16 protein-coding genes and 1 pseudogene are annotated in these 19,880 nt (G+C 74.2%); 4 read left to right on the top strand and 13 right to left on the bottom strand.

Translation table 11 applies throughout. The annotated features are described in order from the left end of the window. The first annotated feature begins 185 nt into the window (after nucleotides 1-185). A complete protein-coding gene (locus tag OG689_RS25305; RefSeq protein ID WP_266323169.1) occupies nucleotides 186-1,694 on the top strand; it encodes an oligopeptide:H+ symporter in 1,509 nt (502 codons plus the stop codon). Nucleotides 1,695-1,788: 94 nt separating this feature from the next. Here the strand turns inward: OG689_RS25305 and hutI are convergent, their stop codons facing one another. The 7 genes from hutI to OG689_RS25270 all read right to left on the bottom strand — a co-directional run bounded on the left by hutI (nucleotide 1,789) and on the right by OG689_RS25270 (nucleotide 9,424). Beyond that, the gene (gene hutI, locus OG689_RS25300; protein WP_266323168.1) at nucleotides 1,789-3,000 is read right to left on the bottom strand and encodes an imidazolonepropionase; all 1,212 of its coding nucleotides are present in this window, start codon (nucleotides 2,998-3,000) and stop codon (nucleotides 1,789-1,791) included. A 73-nt stretch (nucleotides 3,001-3,073) separates the two neighbouring features. After that, a complete protein-coding gene (locus OG689_RS25295) occupies nucleotides 3,074-4,423 on the bottom strand; it encodes a formimidoylglutamate deiminase (RefSeq protein WP_266323167.1) in 1,350 nt (449 codons plus the stop codon). Next, nucleotides 4,414-5,598, bottom strand: coding sequence for an allantoate amidohydrolase (locus tag OG689_RS25290; protein ID WP_266327422.1), 1,185 nt, complete (start codon nucleotides 5,596-5,598; stop codon nucleotides 4,414-4,416). Before OG689_RS25290 ends, OG689_RS25295 begins: the two co-directional genes overlap by 10 nt. A gap of 20 nt (nucleotides 5,599-5,618) precedes the next feature. Beyond that, the gene (hutU, locus tag OG689_RS25285; protein WP_266323166.1) at nucleotides 5,619-7,292 is read right to left on the bottom strand and encodes a urocanate hydratase; all 1,674 of its coding nucleotides are present in this window, start codon (nucleotides 7,290-7,292) and stop codon (nucleotides 5,619-5,621) included. Between the two features lie 138 nt (nucleotides 7,293-7,430). Continuing rightward, a complete protein-coding gene (locus OG689_RS25280) occupies nucleotides 7,431-7,784 on the bottom strand; it encodes an SHOCT domain-containing protein (RefSeq protein ID WP_266323165.1) in 354 nt (117 codons plus the stop codon). 140 nt (nucleotides 7,785-7,924) lie between these two features. Next, nucleotides 7,925-8,293: a hypothetical protein gene (locus OG689_RS25275; RefSeq protein WP_266323164.1), complete on the bottom strand. Its 369-nt coding sequence runs from the start codon at nucleotides 8,291-8,293 to the stop codon at nucleotides 7,925-7,927. A gap of 261 nt (nucleotides 8,294-8,554) precedes the next feature. Further along, nucleotides 8,555-9,424, bottom strand: coding sequence for a MurR/RpiR family transcriptional regulator (locus tag OG689_RS25270; RefSeq protein WP_266323163.1), 870 nt, complete (start codon nucleotides 9,422-9,424; stop codon nucleotides 8,555-8,557). Between the two features lie 183 nt (nucleotides 9,425-9,607). Between OG689_RS25270 and OG689_RS25265 the strand changes: the two genes are divergently transcribed. Next, nucleotides 9,608-10,057 (top strand): hypothetical protein, encoded by a 450-nt coding sequence (locus OG689_RS25265; protein WP_266323162.1) that lies wholly within the window; start codon nucleotides 9,608-9,610, stop codon nucleotides 10,055-10,057. Between the two features lie 43 nt (nucleotides 10,058-10,100). Here the strand turns inward: OG689_RS25265 and hutH are convergent, their stop codons facing one another. Further along, nucleotides 10,101-11,684 (bottom strand): histidine ammonia-lyase, encoded by a 1,584-nt coding sequence (gene hutH, locus OG689_RS25260; protein ID WP_266323161.1) that lies wholly within the window; start codon nucleotides 11,682-11,684, stop codon nucleotides 10,101-10,103. Nucleotides 11,685-11,828: 144 nt separating this feature from the next. On the opposite strand from hutH, the gene fdhD reads away from it, so the two are divergent. Then, a complete protein-coding gene (gene fdhD / locus OG689_RS25255) occupies nucleotides 11,829-12,740 on the top strand; it encodes a formate dehydrogenase accessory sulfurtransferase FdhD (RefSeq protein ID WP_266323160.1) in 912 nt (303 codons plus the stop codon). On the opposite strand, the gene OG689_RS25250 is transcribed toward fdhD, so the two are convergent. After that, complete coding sequence (locus OG689_RS25250) at nucleotides 12,728-13,915, bottom strand: macrolide family glycosyltransferase (RefSeq protein ID WP_266323159.1); 1,188 nt, start codon at nucleotides 13,913-13,915, stop codon at nucleotides 12,728-12,730. The genes fdhD and OG689_RS25250 overlap by 13 nt on opposite strands. A gap of 125 nt (nucleotides 13,916-14,040) precedes the next feature. Between OG689_RS25250 and OG689_RS25245 the strand changes: the two genes are divergently transcribed. Further along, a complete protein-coding gene (locus tag OG689_RS25245) occupies nucleotides 14,041-14,640 on the top strand; it encodes a TetR/AcrR family transcriptional regulator (protein WP_266323158.1) in 600 nt (199 codons plus the stop codon). Between the two features lie 95 nt (nucleotides 14,641-14,735). On the opposite strand, the gene OG689_RS25240 is transcribed toward OG689_RS25245, so the two are convergent. The 4 genes and pseudogenes from OG689_RS25240 to OG689_RS25225 all read right to left on the bottom strand — a co-directional run bounded on the left by OG689_RS25240 (nucleotide 14,736) and on the right by OG689_RS25225 (nucleotide 19,831). Further along, complete coding sequence (locus OG689_RS25240; protein ID WP_266323157.1) at nucleotides 14,736-15,101, bottom strand: hypothetical protein; 366 nt, start codon at nucleotides 15,099-15,101, stop codon at nucleotides 14,736-14,738. Nucleotides 15,102-16,128: 1,027 nt separating this feature from the next. Continuing rightward, nucleotides 16,129-17,169 (bottom strand): annotated as a pseudogene (locus OG689_RS25235) (diguanylate cyclase); the annotation flags it as partial. A 448-nt stretch (nucleotides 17,170-17,617) separates the two neighbouring features. Then, nucleotides 17,618-18,730, bottom strand: coding sequence for an adenylate/guanylate cyclase domain-containing protein (locus OG689_RS25230; RefSeq protein ID WP_266323156.1), 1,113 nt, complete (start codon nucleotides 18,728-18,730; stop codon nucleotides 17,618-17,620). Nucleotides 18,731-18,916: 186 nt separating this feature from the next. Further along, a complete protein-coding gene (locus tag OG689_RS25225) occupies nucleotides 18,917-19,831 on the bottom strand; it encodes a biotin--[acetyl-CoA-carboxylase] ligase (protein WP_266323155.1) in 915 nt (304 codons plus the stop codon). Between the last annotated feature and the right edge of the window lie 49 nt (nucleotides 19,832-19,880).

The raw sequence follows: 19,880 nt of genomic DNA, 5'->3' as shown, positions 1-19,880 counted from the left end.
AAGGAAGATTCTCGCATTTACCATTGATAGGCGATGCGAGGCGCTCGGGGGCTTTGCCTTCTCCATACCTTTCCGGCGTGATTTGTCAGCCGATGTCGCCAAAAACGCACACGTACAGTGGTTTGGTCCCCGTCCAGTCCACCACCCTCGGCGGACGGGTCCCCCGCAGCAAGGAACCTCTACTCATGGCGTCATCGACCCTGGACGTCGGCGTACAGCGCCCGACGTCCCCCGGCGGCAAGACCTTCCTCGGCCACCCCCGAGGCCTTGCCACCCTCTTCATGACCGAGATGTGGGAACGCTTCAGCTTCTACGGAATGCGCGCCCTGCTGGTGCTCTACCTGGTCGCAGGCACCTCCGAAGGCGGCCTGGGGTACACCGCCGCCGTCGGCGCCGCGATCTACAGCGTCTACAACGCGATGCTCTACCTGCTCGCCCTGCCCGGCGGCTGGCTGGCCGACCGCTTCTGGGGCGCCCGCAGGACGGTGGCCGTCGGCGGCGGCATCATCATGGTCGGTCACTTCCTGCTGGCCGTGCCGGCCACCGCGTCCTTCTTCGCCGGTCTGGCCCTCATCGCGGTCGGATCCGGCCTGCTGAAGGCCAACATCTCGACGATGGTCGGCCACCTGTACGACGGGCCGAACGACCCCCGTCGCGACGGCGGCTTCACCATCTTCTACATGGGCATCAACCTCGGCGCCTTCCTGGCCCCGCTGGTGATCGGCACCGTCGGCCAGAACATCGGCTGGCACTTCGGCTTCGCCCTCGCCGGCGTCGGCATGGCGATCGGCCTGGTCCAGTACCTGCTGGGCACCCGCCACCTGAGCGCCCGCAGCGACGTGGTGGCCTCGCCGATCACGCCCGCCGAGAAGACCGCCGTGCTCCGCAAGGCCGCGCTCTGGGCGGCCCTGGCCGTGGTGTTCTTCGGCGTCGTGACGCTGTCCGGCCGGATGTCGGTCGACTGGGTCATCTGGCCGCTGTCGATCGCGGGCATCGCCGTCCCCGTCGTCTACTTCGCCCGGATCAGGCGGGACAAGGACCTCGACGAGGCCGAGCAGTCCAAGATGAAGGGCTTCATCTGGTTCTTCGTGGCCGCCGCCGTGTTCTGGATGATCTACGACCAGTCCGGCTCGACGCTCAACATCTTCGCGACCGACTCGACCGCCTCCACGCTGTTCGGCTTCGACTTCCCGTCCAGCTGGTTCCAGTCGCTCAACCCGCTCTACATCATGGCGCTGGCCCCGGTCTTCGCCTGGCTCTGGGTCTGGCTCTCCCGCCGCGGGAAGAACCCCAGCACCACCATGAAGTTCGCCTTCGGCCTGCTGCTGATCGGCGCGTCCTTCCTGGTCATGATGCTGGCGATGGGCGCGGCCGCCGGCGGCGCCAAGGTCTCGCCGCTCTGGCTGGCGATGGTCTACCTGATCCAGACCGTCGGCGAGCTGACGCTCTCCCCCGTCGGCCTGTCCGTCACCACCAAGCTGGCCCCCGCCAAGTACGGCAGCCAGATGATGGGCCTGTGGTTCCTCGCCGTCACGGCGGGCGACTGCGTGGCCGCCATCATGCAGCTGCTGGTCGGCGACGCGACCGGCTCCACCTGGTACTTCGCCTCGCAGGGCGTGCTCGCGGTGATCGCGGGCATCGCGCTCACGATGTACCGCAAGAACGTGGTCCGGATGATGGGCGACGTGCACTGACGGCACGCGCACCCGCACATGCGTGAGGGCCGGTACGGATTCGTCCGTACCGGCCCTCACGCATGTGCGATCCCAGGCGCGGCGCGCCCGCGGATCAGAGCTCGCGCACCCCGGCCCGCCAGACGGCGGCGGTCAGCGGCACCCCCGGCCGGTAGGCCAGGTGCACGTGCGAGGGCGCGTCCAGCAGCAGCAGGTCGGCCCGGGCGCCCGGGGTGATCAGGCCGACGTCCGAGCGGCGCAGCGCCCGGGCGCCGCCGGCGGTCGCGGCGTGCACGGCCTCGTCCGGGGTCATCCCCATCTCGCGGACCGCCACGGCGATGCAGAAGGCCATCGAGCTGGTGAAGCTGGAGCCCGGATTGCAGTCCGTGGACAGCGCGACGGTGGCGCCCGCGTCGAGCAGCCGGCGGGCGTCCGGGTAGACGGCGCGGGTGGAGAACTCCGCGCCGGGCAGCAGCGTGGCCACCGTCGCCGAGCCGGCCAGCGCGGCCACGTCCTCGTCGGTCAGATGGGTGCAGTGGTCGGCGGAGGCCGCCCCCAGCTCCACCGCGAGCTGCACGCCCGGGCCGTACGACAGCTGGTTGGCGTGCACCCGGGGGGTGAGGCCGCGCGCCACGCCGGCCGTCAGGACGGCCCGGGCCTGGTCGCCGTCGAAGGCGCCCTTCTCGCAGAACACGTCCACCCAGCGGGCGTACGGGGCGCAGGCGTCCAGCATCTCGCCGGTGACCAGGTCCACGTAGCCGGCCGGGTCGTCCGCGAACTCCGGCGCGACCACGTGCGCGCCGAGGTAGGTGGTCTCCGGGGTGTGCCCGGCCGCGATCCGCAGCGCCCGGGCCTCGTCCTCGACGGTGAGGCCGTAGCCGGACTTGCACTCCAGTGTGGTGGTGCCCTGGTGCAGCGCCTCGCGGACGAAGCGGGCCAGGTTGGCGTCCAGCTCGGCGTCGGTGGCCGCGCGGGTCGCGGCGACCGTGGTGCGGATGCCGCCCGCCGAATAGGCCTGCCCGGACATCCGGGCGTTGAACTCGGCGGTCCGGTCGCCGGCGAAGACCAGGTGCGCGTGCGAGTCGACGAAGCCGGGCAGCAGGGCGCGGCCGCCCGCGTCGAACCGCTCGTCGGCGGCCGGCGCCGCGCCGGCCGGGCCGACCCAGACGACGGTGCCCGCGTCGATCACCACGGCCGCGTCGGTGAGCAGCCCGAGCGGGCCCGTCCCGTGCGCGGTGTCGTTGGTGACCAGGCTGCCGATGCCGGTGATCAGGGTGCTCGGCGACGCCGGGGAGCCCGGCGCGGTCGGGGTGCTCTGGGTGCTCACAGGAGCCCTTTCGAGGTGGTGGCCCCGGGGGCGGGCGGCGGGATCAGCCCCTGCGCCCGCCCCCGGGGAGTCTTCAGGAGCTCAGCGCCGCGATCGAGTCGCGCAGCGCCGCCGGTACGTCCGGCACCAGCTGGTGCACGCCGTCCCGGACGATCTGCCGCCCGCCGACCACCACGTGCCGCACGTCCGCGGCCGAGGCGGCGAAGACCGCGGTCTCGGCGCCGAGCCGGGCCGGCGGGCCCGCGGTGCGGACCGAGTCGAGCGCGAGGACGGTGAAGTCGGCGAGGGCGCCCACCTCGATCCGGCCGGCCTCGGGCCAGCCCAGCGAGGCGTGGCCGTCCTCGCTGCCGGCCCGGAGCAGCGCGTTGGCCGTCCAGTGGCCCCTGGTCCGGGTCCGCAGCCGCTCGTTGAGCTCCAGCGCGCGGGCCTCCTCGAACGGGTCGATCACCGCGTGGCTGTCGCTGCCCAGGCTGACCGGGCAGCCGGCCGAGGCGAGCCGGCGGGCCGGGCCGATGCCGTCCGCGAGGTCCCGTTCGGTGGTCGGGCACATGCAGATGGTGGTGGAGGAGTCCGCCAGCAGCCGGACATCCTCGTCCGTCAGGTGGGTCGCGTGCACGGCCGAGGTGCGCGGGCCGAGCACCCCGTGGTCGGCGAGCAGCCGGGTCGGGGTGACGCCGTGCGCGGTGAGGCAGGCGTCGTTCTCGGCGGTCTGCTCGGAGAGGTGCACGTGCAGCGGCGCCCGGCGCATCGACGCCCAGTGCGCGATGGTGCCCAGCTGGTCGGCCGGCACCGCCCGCACCGAGTGCACCGCCGCGCCGATCCTGGCGTGCTCGCGCGGCTTCAGCGCCTCCGCGCGGGCCGCCCAGGCGTCCGCGTCACCGTCGCTGAACCGCAGTTGCGGCTTGGTCGGCTCGGTGCCGAAGCCGGAGGCCAGGTAGCAGGTGTCCAGCAGGGTGATCCGGATGCCGGCCCGGGCGGCGGCCTCGATCAGCGCCTCGCCCATCGCGTTGGGATCGTCGTAGCGGTCGCCGCCGGGCGCGTGGTGGAGATAGTGGAACTCCCCCACCGCGGTGATCCCGGCCAGCGCCATCTCGGCGTACACGGCGGTGGCGAGCGCCAGGTAGCTGTCCGGGTCGAGCGCCCCGGCGAACTTGTACATGGTGTCGCGCCAGGTCCAGAAGGTGCCGGAGCCGACCTGGACGGTGCCGCGCAGCGCCCGGTGGAAGGCGTGCGAGTGGGCGTTCGCCTGGCCGGGCACCAGCAGCCCCTCCAGCCGGACGGCACCGGGCGGGCAGGGCCCGCTGTCCGGCGTGACCTTGGCGATCCGGCCGCCGTCCACGGTGCCGATCAGCACGTCCTGCTCGACCACCGGGCCGTTGACGTGCGGGAGCCAGGCGTACTGCGCCCAGAAGGTTACCGACACGCCAGGTCCTCCAGTACGTGTGCCAGCGCGGCCACCCCGGCGAGGCAGTCGGCCTCCTCGGCGTGCTCGGACGGGGAGTGCGAGACGCCCGTGGGGTTACGTACGAACAGCATGGCGGTCGGCACGGCCGATGCCAGGATTCCGGCGTCGTGTCCCGCGCCGGTCGGCAGTACCGGCACCCCGCCGAGGGTGCCGGCGAGTCGGTCGCGCAGCGCCTGGTCGAACTCGACGACCGGGGTGAACGACTCCCGGGTCAGCTCGACCCGGACGCCGTCGCGCAGGCCGTGCTCGGCGGCCGCCGCCCTGATCTCCTCGACCACCCGCTGCAGGGTGGCCTCGTCGGCGGCCCGGGAGTCCAGCCAGCCCCGGACGAGGGAGGCGATCGCGTTGGTGCCGTTCGGCTCGATCGCGACCTTGCCGAAGGTCGCCAGCGCGCCCGCCGACCGGGCCCGCTCGCGCGCGGCGAGCACCGTGCTCGCGTAGCTGAGCATCGGGTCGCGGCGGTCCTCGATCCGGGTGGTGCCGGCGTGGTTCGCCTCACCGTGGAAGTCGAACCGCCAGCGGCCGTGCGGCCAGATCGCGCCGGCCACGCCGACCGGCTGGTCCTCGGTCAGGTAGCGGCCCTGCTCGACGTGCAGTTCGACGAACGCGCCGACCCGGCCGAGCCGCTCGGCGTCCGCGCCGATCGCGGCCGGGTCGTAGCCCGCCTGCTCCATCGCGTCGGGCAGCCGGGTGCCCCGGGCGTCGCGCAGCTCGAAGGCCTGCTCCCTGGAGAGCACACCGGCGCTCAGCCGGGAGCCGATGCAGGCGACGCCGAACCGCGCGCCCTCCTCGTCACCGAAGTTGACGATGGCCAGCGGCCTGCGGAACTCCGCGCCGCGCGAGCGCAGTTCGTCCAACGCCGCGAAGGAGGAGACCACGCCGAGCGGGCCGTCGTAGGCGCCGCCGTCCGGCACCGAGTCCAGGTGCGAACCGGTGACCACCGCGTCGCCGGCCTCCGGGTCGCCGAGCCAGGCCCACTGGTTGCCGTTGCGGTCCAGTTCGTACGCCAGGCCGCGGCTGGTGGCCTGCTCGCGGAACCACTCCCGGCACTCGGCGTCGGCGGAGTTCCAGGCGTGCCGGCGGTACCCGCCGGAGGCGGCGGAGCGGCCCACGGGGAGCAGCTCCGCCCACATCCGGCGGAAGGAGTCCTCGCTCACAGCTCGTTCATGGGGACGCGGACCCCACGCTCGCGTCCGACCTCGTCGGCCCGGTCGTAGCCGGCATCGACGTGCCGGATGACACCCATGCCCGGGTCGTTGGTGAGCACCCGGCGGATCTTCTCGCCGGCCAGCTTCGTACCGTCGGCGACGGTGACCTGGCCCGCGTGGATGGAGCGGCCGATGCCGACGCCGCCGCCGTGGTGGATGGAGACCCAGGACGCGCCGGAGGCCACGTTGACCATGGCGTTCAGCAGCGGCCAGTCGGCGATCGCGTCCGAGCCGTCCAGCATCGCCTCGGTCTCGCGGTACGGGGAGGCGACCGAGCCGCAGTCCAGGTGGTCGCGGCCGATCACGATCGGCGCGGCGAGCTCGCCGGACGCCACCATGTCGTTGAACCGCTCGCCGGCCTTGTCCCGCTCGCCGTAGCCGAGCCAGCAGATCCGCGCCGGCAGGCCCTGGAAGTGCACCTTCTCCTGGGCCATCTTGATCCAGCGGTGCAGCGACTCGTTCTCGGGGAAGAGGTCCAGCACGGCCTTGTCGGTCTTGGCGATGTCCTGCGGGTCACCGGAGAGCGCCGCCCAGCGGAACGGGCCCTTGCCCTCGCAGAACAGCGGCCGGATGTACGCGGGGACGAAGCCGGGGAAGGCGAACGCCCGGTCGTAGCCGGCCAGCTGGGCCTCGCCGCGGATCGAGTTGCCGTAGTCGAAGACCTCGGCGCCGGCGTCCATGAAGCCGACCATCGCCTCGACGTGGCGGGCCATCGACTCGCGTGAGCGGGTGGTGAACTCGGCGGGCTTGGCGGCCGCGTAGTCCGCCATGTCGTCGAAGGCGACGCCGACGGGGAGGTAGCTCAGCGGGTCGTGGGCGCTGGTCTGGTCGGTGACGATGTCGATCGGCGCGTCCATCGCGAGCAGCTGCGGGAAGACGTCCGCGGCGTTGCCGAGCAGGCCGATCGAGAGCGGCTGCTTCTTGTCGCGGGCGTCGGTGGCGAGCTCCAGCGCGTGGGCGAGGCTGGTCGCCTCGACGTCCAGGTAGCGGTGCTCGATCCGGCGCGAGATCCGGGACGGGTCGCAGTCGACGCAGATCGCCACGCCGCCGTTCATGGTGACGGCCAGCGGCTGGGCGCCGCCCATGCCGCCGAGGCCGGCGGTGAGGGTGATGGTGCCCGCCAGCGTCCCGTTGAACTTCTTGTTGGCGACGGCGGCGAAGGTCTCGTACGTGCCCTGGAGGATGCCCTGGGTGCCGATGTAGATCCAGGAGCCGGCCGTCATCTGCCCGTACATGGTGAGCCCGAGGCTCTCCAGCCGGCGGAACTCCTCCCAGTTGGCCCAGTCGCCGACCAGGTTGGAGTTGGCGATCAGCACGCGCGGCGCCCACTCGTGGGTCTGCATCACACCGACCGGGCGCCCGGACTGGACCAGCATGGTCTCGTCCTGCTTGAGCGTCTGCAGGGTGCGGACCATGGCGTCGTACGAGCGCCAGTCCCGCGCGGCCTTGCCGGTGCCGCCGTAGACGACCAGCTTGGACGGGTGCTCGGCCACCTCGGGGTCGAGGTTGTTCATGAGCATCCGCAGGGCGCCCTCCTGCTGCCACCCCTGGGTGGTCAGGCCCGTCCCGCGTGCGGCACGCACCTCGCGCGGACCACTGCCCGTCTGCTGCTGCACCATGCTGCCGGCCTCCTTGCGGATGGATTCATTCAGGGTTGATAAGACTGAATATATCCAAACATCCGGGTGGCGGCCAGACATGCACGGGGATCGGCACTGAAGAGCCCTCTTCAGGCGGCGGCCGGGCCCGGTGCGCGGTCAGCCCGGCGGACCCGCGGACGGCGGGGGCGCGGACGGCGGGGGCGGCGGGGGCACGGGCGGAGGCGCCGGCGGCGGGGCCCCGCCGCGCAGGGCGGCCACCCTGAGCCGGTACTCGTCGACGTCGATCTCGCCGGACGCCAGCCGGCCCGCGAGCACCTGCTCGGGCGTGGGCGGCGCGGCGGCGCCCTGCCAGTGCGGCGGCGCGGCGACCGGGCCCGCGGCGCGGTGCGTGATCGCCCGCCACAGCAGCACCAGGACGCCGATCAGCACCAGCCCGAACAGCAGCGTGAAGATCCCGGGCACGATCCATGTCCACGCCGTGCTGTGCCCGTCATGCCAGTAATGCCTCATCTTGCTCACCTGTCACAGACCGTGGGTCAGGTGGATATCCGCACGATCCAGTGTGCGCCCGCAGCGCTGTGCTGCGCATAAGGGCGGCCGGGCGCCGGGCGCCCGCGGGACGGCCCGGGGCACCCGGCCTGCGGGCGGCGCTACGCCGCCGTCTCGCCGTCCCAGTCGATGCCGATCTCCGCGAGCCAGCGGCGGTCGTCGGCGTGCGGGGCGGGCCGGGCCGGCTGGTCCTGGCGGGCCGCCGCCGGGGCGGCCGGGTCCGGCGTCCGGGGTGAGCGCGGGATCTCCTGGATCGGGCCGAGGCCGTAGCGTTCGGCGGCGGCGGTCGAGGCGGCGTCGGGTTCGATCACGCCGACGTGGACGGCGCTCTCGTCTCCGGGGTCGAGGACGATGAGTTCGGGCTCGGGCAGCCTGCGCAGGGAGACCCGGCGGCCGCAGGTGGGGCAGGTCCACTCGTCGGCGCCCGTACCGAGCCGGCCGACCAGCTTCATCTCGTGGATCACACGCATGTCGTGCACTCCCCCAGCCATCGGCGAGGGAGACCCCGCCGTTCTGGTGGCCCCGTCAACAGGGCCTGTGGAGGGGATGCCCGGGTTTGGGTGGACTCACTCCCGGCGGGGCCGGTCCGGGGCCGCTCTACACCGAACTGTGCCCGGTGCGGCCGCCGCCGGCCCCTACCCGCCTCCCGCGCCGCCCCGGTGACGGTGACTCCGGCCCCACCGCTCCCACCGGTCACTCCCGGCGGGCCCTCCCGTCAGGACTCCCGCGACTCACTCCAGGAACAGCCCGCGGGCCGTCGCCGACTGTTCGAGGCCCTCCAGCCGGGCCTCCGCGCCGGGCAGTTCGTCGCACATGGCCTGCAGCAGCACCCGGCCCAGCATCATCGGGGCGCAGGCGGTGTCGAAGACCAGGCCGGTGCCCACGGCCGCCGGCAGCAGCATGTCGGAGAGCTTGGCGACCGGCGCGAAGGCGCTGTCCGCGACCGTGAGAACGGTCAGCCCGCAGTCACGGGCGGCGGTCAGAGCGTCCATCAGTTCGCGCGGGTAGCGCGGCAGGGCGAAGCAGAGCAAGGCGCTGGCCCCGGCCGCCGCGGCCTGTTCGAGACGGTCGGCGAGCATCGAGCCGCCCTCGTCGATGAGCCGGATGTCCGGGTGCACCTTGGCCGCGAAGTAGGCGAAGCCGCGCGCCTGGGCCGAGGCGGCGCGCAGGCCCAGCACCGGCAGCGGCCGCGAGGCGGCCAGCACCCGGGCGGCGCGCAGGATCGGCCCGGGGTCGGCGAGCAGCTCGGCGAGGTGACGCAGGTGGGCGATCTCCGCGAGGACCGCCTGCTGGTGCTCGTTGCGGACGGCGTCGTCCGGGCTCTCCGGCGCGGCCGGCTCCCCGGCGCCCAGCTCGCGCAGCTGCTTGCGCAGCGCGGGGTAGCCGTCGTAGCCGAGGGCGACCGCGAAGCGGGTCACCGAGGGCTGGCTGACCCCGGCCAGTTCGGCGACCTCGACGCTGGAGAGGAAGGGCGCCTCGGGGGCGTGCCGGACCAGCGAATGGGCGATCCGGCGCTGGGTCGGGGTGAGCCGGTGCCCCTCGAACAGCTGGAGCAACCGGGCGGAGGGGCCGACGGTGCCGGCGTCGTCGGTGGCGGTCATCGGCTTTTCCTCCGGATGCGGGCTGTTCGGACGACTGTGCAGCAGTCTCGCCCCGTGGGCAAAGACGTCTCGACCGCCGGGACGGCAGCGGCCTCGGGGTGACCCTGATTTCTCCCTGATCCACCCCCGAATCCGGCCCCTTCCGGTGGACCCTGACGATCCGCCGACCCCAGAGTGGCCGGTATGGACACTCGCCAGGACGAACTCAAGAAGGACCTCGACGCCGCCGTACAGGCCCGCAAGGAGCTCGGGAAGGAGTTCGAGTCCGAGCTCGTCGACTCCTTCCTCGCCCGGATCGACGCGCGACTGGACGCCCGGGTCGAGCAGCGGGTCGCCGAGCGGCTCGGCGGGTACGGGCCGGCCGGGGCGTACCCGCAGGCCGACGCGTACGCGCAGGGCGGGCCGCACGGGCACCCCGGCCGGCGCCGGGGCCGGTTCGGCGGCGCGGGCCGGATGCCGACGCTGTCCCTGGTGATGGGCGTGCCGCTGTCCGCCATCGCCGCCGGCACCTCCGGATTCATGGGCCTGCTGGTGTGCTGGGCCGGCATCGTCGGGGTGAACTTCGCCGCCGTGCAGGCCGAGAAGCGCGAGGAGCAGAACGCCAAGGGGACCGCCCGGAGCGAGTGGGCCTGACCGACGGCCGGTACCGCGGCCGGCCCACCCGCTCCCGGGCGGATCAGGCCAGCGGCCCGGTGACGCGCTCGACGGCCCGCACCAGCTCGCCGGAGGCGACCAGCTCGGCGGCGGCCTCCAGGTCCGGCGAGAGGAAGCGGTCCCGGCCCGCCCCGCCCACGCCCGCCGAACGGGCGGCGGCGAGCGCGGCGGCGGTGGCGGGGGCCAGCGGCCCGCTGCCGTCGGCCTGCTGGCGGATCTCCAGCGCGCGGGCGGCGGCGGTCAGCTCGACCGCGACGATCCGGCCCAGGTTCTCCACGGCCTGGCGCAGCTTGCGGGCGGCCGACCAGCCCATCGACACGTGGTCCTCCTGCATCGCGGAGGACGGGATCGAGTCGACCGAGGCCGGGACGGCCAGCCGCTTGTTCTCGCTGACCAGCGCCGCCTGGGTGTACTGCGCGATCATCAGACCGGAGTCCACGCCCGGGTCGTCGGCCAGGAAGGCCGGCAGGCCGTGCGAGCGGGCCTTGTCGAGCAGCCGGTCGGTACGGCGCTCGGAGATCGAGCCGAGGTCGGCGGCTGCGATGGCGAGGAAGTCCAGCACGTACGCGACCGGGGCGCCGTGGAAGTTGCCGTTGGACTCCACCCGGCCGTCCGCCAGCACCACCGGGTTGTCGACCGAGGCGGCCAGCTCGCGGGAGGCGACCAGCTGGGCGTGCGCCAGGGTGTCGCGGCCGGCGCCGGCCACCTGCGGGGCGCAGCGGATCGAGTAGGCGTCCTGGACGCGCGGGGCGTCGTCCTGGTGGTGGCCGGTGAGGCCGGAGCCCTTGAGCACGGCGAGCATGTTGGCGGCGCTGAGCGCCTGGCCCGGGTGCGGGCGGATCGGGCCGTGCAGCTCGGGGGCGAGCACCTTGTCGCTGCCGAGCAGGGCCTCCAGCGACATCGCGGCGGTGATGTCGGCGGTGGTGAACAGGCGGGACAGGTCGGCGATGGCCATCACCAGCATGCCGAGCATGCCGTCGGTGCCGTTGATGAGGGCCAGGCCCTCCTTCTCCAGCAGCTCGACCGGGGTGATGCCGGCCTCCGCGAGCAGTTCGCCGGACGGCCGCTCGGCACCGTCCGGACCGTACGAGACGCCCTCGCCCATCAGGGCGAGCGCGCAGTGCGAGAGCGGTGCGAGGTCGCCCGAGCAGCCGAGCGAGCCGAACTCCCGGACGACCGGGGTGATACCGGCGTTGAGCAGGGCGGCGATGGTCTGCGCGACCAGCGGGCGGACGCCCGTACGGCCGGAGGCGAGGGTCTTCATCCGGAGGAACATCAGCGCCCGGACCACCTCGCGCTCCACGGCCGGGCCCATGCCGGCGGCGTGCGAGCGGACCAGCGAGCGCTGCAGCTGGGCGCGCAGCTCGGGGCTGATGTGGCGGACGGCGAGCGCGCCGAAACCGGTGGAGACTCCGTAGACGGGGCGCGGCTCGGCGGCGAGGGCCTCGATGGTGGCGCGGGCGGCCGCCATCTCGGCGAGCGCGTCCGGGCCGATCTCGACCCGGGCGTTGCCCCGGGCGACGGCGAGGACGTCCTCGGCGCTGACGTCGGCCTTGCCGACCTGGACGAGCGGCGCGTCGGGGGCCACAGCACTGTGCATATCCATATACACCATCACATCAGGTGAATGAAGATATGACAACTGGTGGCGCGACCCTGGTCGGGTGATCCGCGCCGCCACCCCGGATTACCCGGTCCGCCCCCGAGTGGCGCAGGCTGGTGGGGCAGAGCGAACGAAGGCGGAGAGCTGATGGGGCGAGCGACAGCACGGCGCCGGGTGGTCCGGCTGCGAGGGGACGCGTCCGGCGCGCGGCCGGACGCCCTGGCGGCGGAGGAACCCCTGGAGATCCGGGTCGGCGGCGAGCCGCTGACCGTCACCATGCGCACCCCCGGACACGACTTCGACCTGGTCGCCGGGTTCCTGGTCGGCGAGGGGCTGGTGCACACGGCGGACGCCCTGGCGGCCCTGCGGTACTGCGCGGGCACCGACGAGGACGGCGCCAACACCTACAACGTGGTGGACGCGACCCTGCGCGGCGCCGCCGCCCTGCCCCTCTCCGCCCACCGCAACCTGCTGACCACCAGCGCCTGCGGCCTGTGCGGACGCGACACCGTCGAGGCGGTCCGCACCCACGTCCGCTGGCCGGTCGCCGCCGACCCGCTGCTGGTCACCCCGAGCCTGCTCTACGGGCTGCCGGACCTGCTCCGCGCGGCCCAGCGGACCTTCGACTCGACCGGCGGCCTGCACGCCGCCGGCCTCTTCGACGCCACCGGCCGGCTGCTCTGCGCCCGCGAGGACGTCGGCCGGCACAACGCCGTGGACAAGGTGATCGGCTGGGCCCTGCGCGAAGGCCGCCTGCCGCTGACCGGGCACCTCCTGCTGGTCAGCGGCCGGGCCTCGTTCGAGCTGACCCAGAAGGCGGCACTGGCCGGCATACCGCTGCTGGCCGCCGTCTCGGCGCCGTCCTCGCTGGCGGCCGACCTGGCCGAGGAACTGGGCCTGACCCTGGTCGGCTTCCTGCGCGGCGAGAGCGCCAACGTGTACACCCGCCCCGACCGGGTGACGGCGGCACCGGCCCCCGATCCCGCCATCGCCCCCGATCCCGCCACCGCCACCGCTCGCGCCGCCACCGCCGCTCCCGAGCACGCTCACGGGAGCTGAGCCTCGATCAGGTCCGCCGCCCGTACGGTGCCGCCCTCCGCCCGCAGTTCGGCGCGCAGGGCGGCCAGCCGGCCCGCGACCGCGGGGTCGCCGGTGAGCTCCAGCAGCGCGGCGCGCAGCGCCGCCGGCGTGGCCCGATCGGTGTCCAGCCGGCGACCGACGCCGAGTTCGACGATCCGGTCGGCGTTGGCGAACTGGTCGGCCGCCTGCGGTACGGCGATCATCGGCACGCCGCAGTACAGGCCCTCGCCGGTACCGCCCATCCCGGCGTGCGTGACGAAGGCGTCGGCCTGCTCCAGGACGGCGAGCTGCGGCACCCAGCGGTGCACCTCGACGTTGCCGGGGATCTCGCCGAGCTCCGCCGGGTCGGTCTCCCGGCCGATCTGGAGCACCACGTGCCAGCCGGGCAGAGCGCCGAACGCCTCGACGCAGGCGCGGTAGAAGGCGGGCCGGCGGGTGAAGGCGGAGCCGAGCGAGACCAGCAGGACCTTCCCGGCTCCCGCCGGACGGGACCAGCCGCCCTGGTCGGTACGCGCGCCGAAGCACGGGCCGACGAAGGTGTACCGCTCCCGGTCGACCCGGTCGGCGTGCGGCTGCAGGGCGCTCGGGATCAGGGCCAGGGCCCCGCGCGGACGACCCAGGAACGCGGCCGGATCGGCCGGGGTCACGCCGTTCGCGGTGAGCCACCCGGCGAAGCGGGCCTGGTGCTCGGGACCGCCCGGGCCCTCCCGCATCGCCTTCAGCATCGGCGCCAGGTCCTGTTCGTAGCCCTCCCAGGCCACGAACGCCGGGGACAGCTGGAGGGCAGGTACGTCCCAGTTCTCGGCGAGCACCCGCGCGGGGCCGGCGGCGATGTCGTGGAGGAAGAGGTCGGGCCGGTCCCCGTCGAAGGCGGCCCGCAGGGCGGGCAGCATCGCGATCGCGTCGTCGAGGAAGAGGTCCTGGACGGCGATCGGGTCCTGCGGCCAGGCGGACGAGTCCCCGGCGAGCGGAAGCGTGGTGGCGTACGGGACGAGACGGGCGCCGGTGGCCTCGATCGCGGGGCCGAAGGACGGGTCGTTGGCGTAGCTGACGCGGTGTCCGCGGGCGACGAGCTCGCGGATCACCTCCAGGCTGGGGTTGACGTGGCCGTGGGCCGGGATGGAGACCATGGCGATGTGTGCGGGGCGGGTCATGTGAGGTCCTCTCCCGGGATAGCGAGACGAGACGGATCGTCTCGCAATGCTCACCATCATGACCACGCCCCGTCGGACCCGTCAAGACGAGACGGTCCGTTTCGTTGAATGCCTAGAATCGCCCCATGGCCACCCGCAGCAGCACCCCCGACCCCGCCCGCCGCAGCGAACGCTCACGCAAGGCCGTCCTCGCTGCGGCCGCCGAACTCGTCACCGAACTCGGCTACGCCAAGGTCAGCATCGAGGCGATCGCCGCCCGGGCCGGCGTCGGCAAGCAGACGATCTACCGCTGGTGGCCCTCCAAGGGCGCGGTCGTCTTCGACGCCTTCCTCGCCGCCGAGGAGGACGAGGGCGGCAGCCTCGCCGTACCCGACACCGGCGACCTGGCCGCCGACCTCAGGAGCCTGCTCCGCCCGACCGTCCGCCAACTCGCCGACCCGGTCTTCAACAACCCCGCCCGGGCCCTCGTCGCCGAGACCCAACTCGATCCGGCCCTGCTGCGCGAGTACCGGGAACGCCTGCTCGCCCCGCTGCTGGAGGTGACCAAGGAGCGTCTGCGCAGCGCCCGCCGGACCGGCGGGCTCCCCGCGGACGCCGACCTGGACCTCGCTGTCGAACTGCTCTACGGCCCGCTGTACTACCGCTGGATCCACCACCTCGGCCCGCTCGACGACGCCTACGCCGACAGCGTGGTCGAGCTGTTCCTGCGCGCGTTCCGGAGCTGACGCACCGAACGCGACCGTCCCCGGCCGCACACGGCGGACGGGGACGGGAACAGCTCCGTGCCTGCACGCGGCAGGCGTCGACCACGGACCTGCCGTCAGTCGCGGCTACGACGACGGAGCATCAGCACCACCGCGATGATCAGGGCGATCACCACCACCAGCACCACGATGCCGACGACCACGCCGATCAGCTTGCCGAAGAAACCCGACTTCTTCTTGGACTTGGACTTGGACTTCGACTTCGCCAGCTGGGTGCGCTGCTTCGCGACGGTTACGGTGCCGTCGCTCGCCGCGGCGGCCGCCGGCGCGCCCTGAACAGCCTGCGCGGCCTGCGCGGGCGCCCCCTGGACGGCCCCGACCACGGCCGTACGAGGCGCGGCCTGCGCCGGTGCCGCGGCGATCGCCGCACCGCCGAAAGCCAGCGTTATGGACAGGACCGCACTCGCCAGACGTGCTCTCATCGACTCATCTCCCCGATCCGGCCGGGCCCACATGGCCGCCGATCGCGCTCACTGTGCCATGAGCCACGACGGCGCGACAGGCCTGCGTCCCCGACTGTTCCCGGACCGCGACCTGCCCGGCACAGAGCGGTCACCGACACGCCCCGGCTACCCCGTCCGCCCCGGTCCATTCGCCGGTACGAAGCACGGCGCGGGCCACCGCGCGGCCGTCCGGCGGCCGGGGCCGAGCCGGGCGGCCCGGACGACGCGGGCCGGGCCGGGGCGCCCGGACGACGCGGGCCGGCACCGGCGGATCTCCGCGGCGGTGCGGGTCCGGGTCGCCCGAGGCTCAGGACGGCGGCGGGGAGGCCGGTCCGGAGAGGGCCACCGCGACCAGGGCCCGCATCGCGGAGGCGATCTGACCCAGCGGCAGGGTGGCGTCGTCGGCGAAGAGTTCGACCAGCCAGCCGCCCGCCACGTTCTGACCGCCGGCCGCCACCATCCCCCGGTAGCCGCTGACCACCAGCATGGCCTCCTCGGCGGGGTCGTTGCCGGCCGCCCCCGCGCGCAGGGCGAAGGAGCCGCCGCGGACGGCGCGCCGGGTGAGGGGGTAGTGGCGCAGGTCGAAGATGGCGTCCGGGGCCTCGATCTGGGCGCGCTGGGTCTCGGCCCGCGAGCTGCTGGGGCCGCTGGTCATCCGGTAGACGGCGTGCTGGACGGTGCGCATCAGGTGCGAGCCCGGCGGGACGTAGGAGATCCACCAGCCGACCGCGTCCAGCAGCCGGGCCGCGGTCTCGGCCACGCCGGCCAGCCGGCCCAGGGTGTCGGCGGGGTGGTGGGACCGCACCGCGCCGGCCTGGTCGAGGGTGGCGAGCACGGCGGTGAGCAGCTGGCCGGGGTCGGCGCTGTGAGCGGCGCCGCGGATCCGGCGGCGGTCCCCGGCGGCACGCGCGGAAGAGCCGCGGCCACGGCTGTCCGCGCGGTGGTGCGGGTCGGCCGCGTCGGCGAGCAGGACGGTCGGGTCGGGGGTGAAGCCGGGGCCGTGGCTGCGGCCGGCCACCACGGGGTGGGCGGCGCGGGCGGCCTTGGCGCGGTACTGGGCGGCGTCGGCGAGCCGGAACAGCCGGTCGGGGGTGGTGACCGGGCCGATCGAGTCGCCGGTGGAGGCGACGCCGCAGGCCACGCCCTCGCCCTCGGCCAGGGCGAGCGCCCGGGCGCAGAGCTCCTCGGCGACGGCGACCACCTCGTCGGCCTTCTGGCCCTCCGCGAGCAGGCAGAACTCGTCGCCGCCGAGCCGGGCGGCGAGGCTGCCGGGGAGTTTGGCGGCGGCCAGCGAGAGCTGGTGGGCGAATCGTTCCAGCAGCCGGTCGCCGACCTCGTGGCCGAGCTGGTCGTTGACCCGCTTCAGGCCGTTGACGTCGCAGACCACCAGCGAGACGACGGTGCTGTCCCGGTTGTGGGCCTCCAGCGCGCTCTCCAGCCGGGCGTCGACGGCGCGCCGGTTGGCCAGCCCGGTGAGCGGGTCGGTGAAGGCGAGCCGGCGCAGGTCGGCGAGCCGTTCGGTCTGGGCGAGGCCGGCCGAGATCTGGGCGGCCAGCAGGGTGGCGTAGTCGGCGTCGCCCTCGGTGAACACCGGCAGGCCGGCGGTGCGGGCCAGGTACAGCTCGCCCCAGGCCTGGCCGTGCAGCACGATCGGCGCGACCAGGCAGCACTCGCGCCCGCGCCGGCGCAGCCCGGCGGCGCGGTGCTGGCGGAACGCGCCGGCGCCCGGCTGGGCGTGGCCGGCGGGTTCGCCGCCGTCCTCGGATTCGGCCGGTTCGGCGGTCTGCAGCCAGGCACGCGGCAGCCGGCCGGTGGTCCAGCGCTCCTCCAGGTAGGTGACGATCTCGGGGAAGTCGGCCACCGGGTAGGACTCGTCCTCCGGCAGCTCCTCCTCGCCGGGCGCCAGGTCGCCGTGGTTGACCAGCACCCGCAGCCGGCCGGACTCGCGGTCCCAGACCGAGACGGCCGCCATGGTGGCGTCGAGGGCGGCGGTGGCGCGGACGGCGGCGACCCGGACGGCCTCCAGCGGGGTGAGGGCGCCGGCCATGTCCTGGGCCAGCTCGACCACCGACTGCAGCCGCAGGTCGGGGGAGGGCGCGGACTGCTCGCGCTCCGTGACGCTGGCCTCACCGCTCACCGGCTCGCCTCGATCCTGTGGTCGGTCCTGTGGTCGGTCGTGGTCGCTCCCGCTCGCGGCCTGGCGGGCCGGGCCCGCCTCGGCCGGGGCACGACCGCGGTGCCCCAAGACTAGGGCGACTCCCCGGGCGTATGCCCCATTTGTCCCGGACGACGCGTCCGACCGCGCGGCGGCTTCAGTCGTTGCGCGTACCCCGGGGGGATCCGCCGGGCGGGCGGACGGGGCCGGGTACCCGTGGAGCGCGGTGTCCCGCAGCCGCGTCCGGCCGTACCAGGCCGGCCTGCCGCCCGGCCGTACCCGCGTACCGCCCGGTCGTACCCGGGTACCGCGGCCGTACCCGCGTACCGCCCGGCGGCCGTCAGTCCGTGCGGACCCGGCGGGAGAGCAGCCAGGGCTCGACCAGGCCGAGACCGCGTACCGGGCGGCGCCACATGGGCTGCAGCCGGAACCGGTGCCCGGCGTTGACGTCCACCCCGACCGGCATCCCCGCCGCGGCCGAGATCGCGTCGGCGAGGTCCGGACCGTCCAGCTCGGCGGGCGCGACGCTGCCGTTCTGCTCAAGCACGGCCGCGAACTCGCCGTCGATCAGCACCGCGTCCTTGGGCGCGATCGAGGTGAGCCGGCTGGCCAGGTTGACCGTGGTGCCGAAGACGTCTCCCATCCGGGAGGTCACGGTGCCGAAGGCGAGGCCGACCCGCAGTTCGGGCATGGTGTCGTCGTCCGCCAGCGTCTCGACCAGGCCGAGGGCGATCTCGGCGGCCGTCACCGGGTCCTCCGAGACGTACAGGATCTCGTCGCCGAGGGTCTTGATGACCCGGCCGCCGAGGCCCGCGATCAGGTCCGAGCAGGTGTTCTCGAAGGTCTCGACCAGCTCGCCGAGCTCCTCCTCCTCCAGCCGGCGCGACAGCCGGGTGAAGCCGACCAGGTCGGCGAAGCCGACGGCGAGCCGGCCGCTGGTGATCTCGGCGTCCTCGGCGGCCTGCACCACCCGGCCGGTGACGGCCGCCAGCTGCCGGCGCCAGACGTAGACCAGGAACTGCTCCAACTCCGGCAGCAGCAGCTCGACCAGCGGGTACGCGACGTCGGCGCGGGTCAGGCCGGGCTCGACGGCCTGGGTGAGGCTGTCCAGGAAGGTGTCCATCTGCCAGCCGGCCAGCCGCGCGGTGGTCTGGCCGGTGGAGCGCGCCACCTGGATCGCCATCGACTCGCTCAGCAGCCCGGACTCCACCAGGCCGGCCAGTCGCCGCAGGGCGATCACGTCGCCGTCGGTCAGTGCCCGGGACTGCCCGATGTCCGGGAAGCCCATCGCCCGCCAGAAGCGGGTGGCCAGCTCCATCGGCACGTCGGCGGCCCGGGCGGCCTGGTACGGGGTGTAGCGGCGTGGTGCGTCCAGGATCAGCCGCTCAAGATCCAGCGCGACCGTCTGGTCGTCCGAATCGTCCTTGGCGCCGCCGTTGCCGTCCTCTGCCACCGGTCCGTCCCCGTGCGGTCGCCGCACTCGCTCATGTCCCGCCTACTCGACTACCCCGGCGGTGGCGCGCACCGCCCACCCCCAGGGGGTAGTGGCGCGCCTCACACCGCTGCCAGGTGGAATGTTCGCACGAAATCGCGTAATCCGGGGCATCCGGCCGGGGCGAGGGGGCCCGGGGGTGCCGACTCAGCCACTCTCCGGCCGTACGTGTACGACGTCCCCCGCCGCGACCGGCTGCCGCGTCCCGTCGGCCGTCCGGACCACCAGGCGGCCGTCGCCGTCGATCGCCACCGCCTCGCCCACCAGCTCGCGCCCGCCCGGCAGCTGGACCCGGACCGCCCGGCCGAGGGTGGCGCAGCGGTCGGTGTACGCGGACAGCAGTCCGCTCGCGTGCGGGTCGCCGGAGGCGGCCTTCCACTCGCCGTACAGGTCGGCGAACTCGCGCAGCAGGGCCCGCAGCAGGGTGTCGCGCTCGGTGACGGCGGCGCCGGCCAGGACGAGCGAGGCGGCGGCGGGCACCGGCAGCTCGTCGGCGCGCAGCGAGACGTTGACGCCCAGGCCCGCGACCACGGCGCCGCCGCCGAGTTCGGTGAGGATGCCGCCGACCTTGCGCTCCGTGCCGTCGATCGTCACCTGGAGGTCGTTGGGCCACTTCAGCGAGACGTCCACCTCGGCGACCCGGCCGAGGGTGCTGGCGGCCGCCACGCCGACCAGGATCGGCAGCCAGCCGTAGCGCTCGACCGGGACGGCGCCGGGACGCAGCAGGACGGAGAGGAAGATCCCGGAGCGGGCGGGCGCCGTCCACGTGCGCTCCAGCCGGCCGCGTCCCGCGCTCTGCTCCTCGGCGATCAGCACCGCCCCCTCGGGCAGGCCCTCGCGGGCGCGGGCGGCCAGGTCGGTGTTGGTGGAGCCGGTCGCGGCGACCACGTCGAGGGAGGTCCAGAGGCCGCCGGGGCCCACCAGGTCGCGGCGCAGGGCCGCGGCGTCCAGCGGCGGGCGGTCCAGGTCGGTCCAGGGGGACGGCCCGGCTCCGCCGAAGCCGCGCAGTCCGCTGCGGCGGGGGGCGGACTCGTCGGCAGGTTCGCTCAGTGACTCGCTCATGGGGCCGAGCCTAGGGCCGGCGGGTGGCCGCGGCACGCAGACCGGCGGA

Origin of the sequence: Kitasatospora sp. NBC_00240, from assembly GCF_026342405.1 — a bacterium.
GTDB lineage: Bacteria > Actinomycetota > Actinomycetes > Streptomycetales > Streptomycetaceae > Kitasatospora.
Note: the sequence above shows the minus strand (reverse complement) of the source record. Positions and strands in the feature narration are given on the sequence as shown.

Excerpts from the sequence above, each read along its gene's own strand:
- OG689_RS25305 (WP_266323169.1), top strand. The coding sequence starts at position 186 with ATGGCGTCATCGACCCTGGACGTCGGCGTACAGCGCCCGACGTCCCCC.
- OG689_RS25290 (WP_266327422.1), bottom strand. The coding sequence starts at position 5,598 with ATGTGGGCGGAGCTGCTCCCCGTGGGCCGCTCCGCCGCCTCCGGCGGG.
- hutU (WP_266323166.1), bottom strand. The coding sequence starts at position 7,292 with ATGGTGCAGCAGCAGACGGGCAGTGGTCCGCGCGAGGTGCGTGCCGCA.
- OG689_RS25280 (WP_266323165.1), bottom strand. The coding sequence starts at position 7,784 with ATGAGGCATTACTGGCATGACGGGCACAGCACGGCGTGGACATGGATC.
- OG689_RS25275 (WP_266323164.1), bottom strand. The coding sequence starts at position 8,293 with ATGCGTGTGATCCACGAGATGAAGCTGGTCGGCCGGCTCGGTACGGGC.
- OG689_RS25270 (WP_266323163.1), bottom strand. The coding sequence starts at position 9,424 with ATGACCGCCACCGACGACGCCGGCACCGTCGGCCCCTCCGCCCGGTTG.
- OG689_RS25265 (WP_266323162.1), top strand. The coding sequence starts at position 9,608 with ATGGACACTCGCCAGGACGAACTCAAGAAGGACCTCGACGCCGCCGTA.
- hutH (WP_266323161.1), bottom strand. The coding sequence starts at position 11,684 with ATGGATATGCACAGTGCTGTGGCCCCCGACGCGCCGCTCGTCCAGGTC.
- fdhD (WP_266323160.1), top strand. The coding sequence starts at position 11,829 with ATGGGGCGAGCGACAGCACGGCGCCGGGTGGTCCGGCTGCGAGGGGAC.
- OG689_RS25250 (WP_266323159.1), bottom strand. The coding sequence starts at position 13,915 with ATGACCCGCCCCGCACACATCGCCATGGTCTCCATCCCGGCCCACGGC.
- OG689_RS25245 (WP_266323158.1), top strand. The coding sequence starts at position 14,041 with ATGGCCACCCGCAGCAGCACCCCCGACCCCGCCCGCCGCAGCGAACGC.
- OG689_RS25240 (WP_266323157.1), bottom strand. The coding sequence starts at position 15,101 with ATGAGAGCACGTCTGGCGAGTGCGGTCCTGTCCATAACGCTGGCTTTC.
- OG689_RS25225 (WP_266323155.1), bottom strand. The coding sequence starts at position 19,831 with ATGAGCGAGTCACTGAGCGAACCTGCCGACGAGTCCGCCCCCCGCCGC.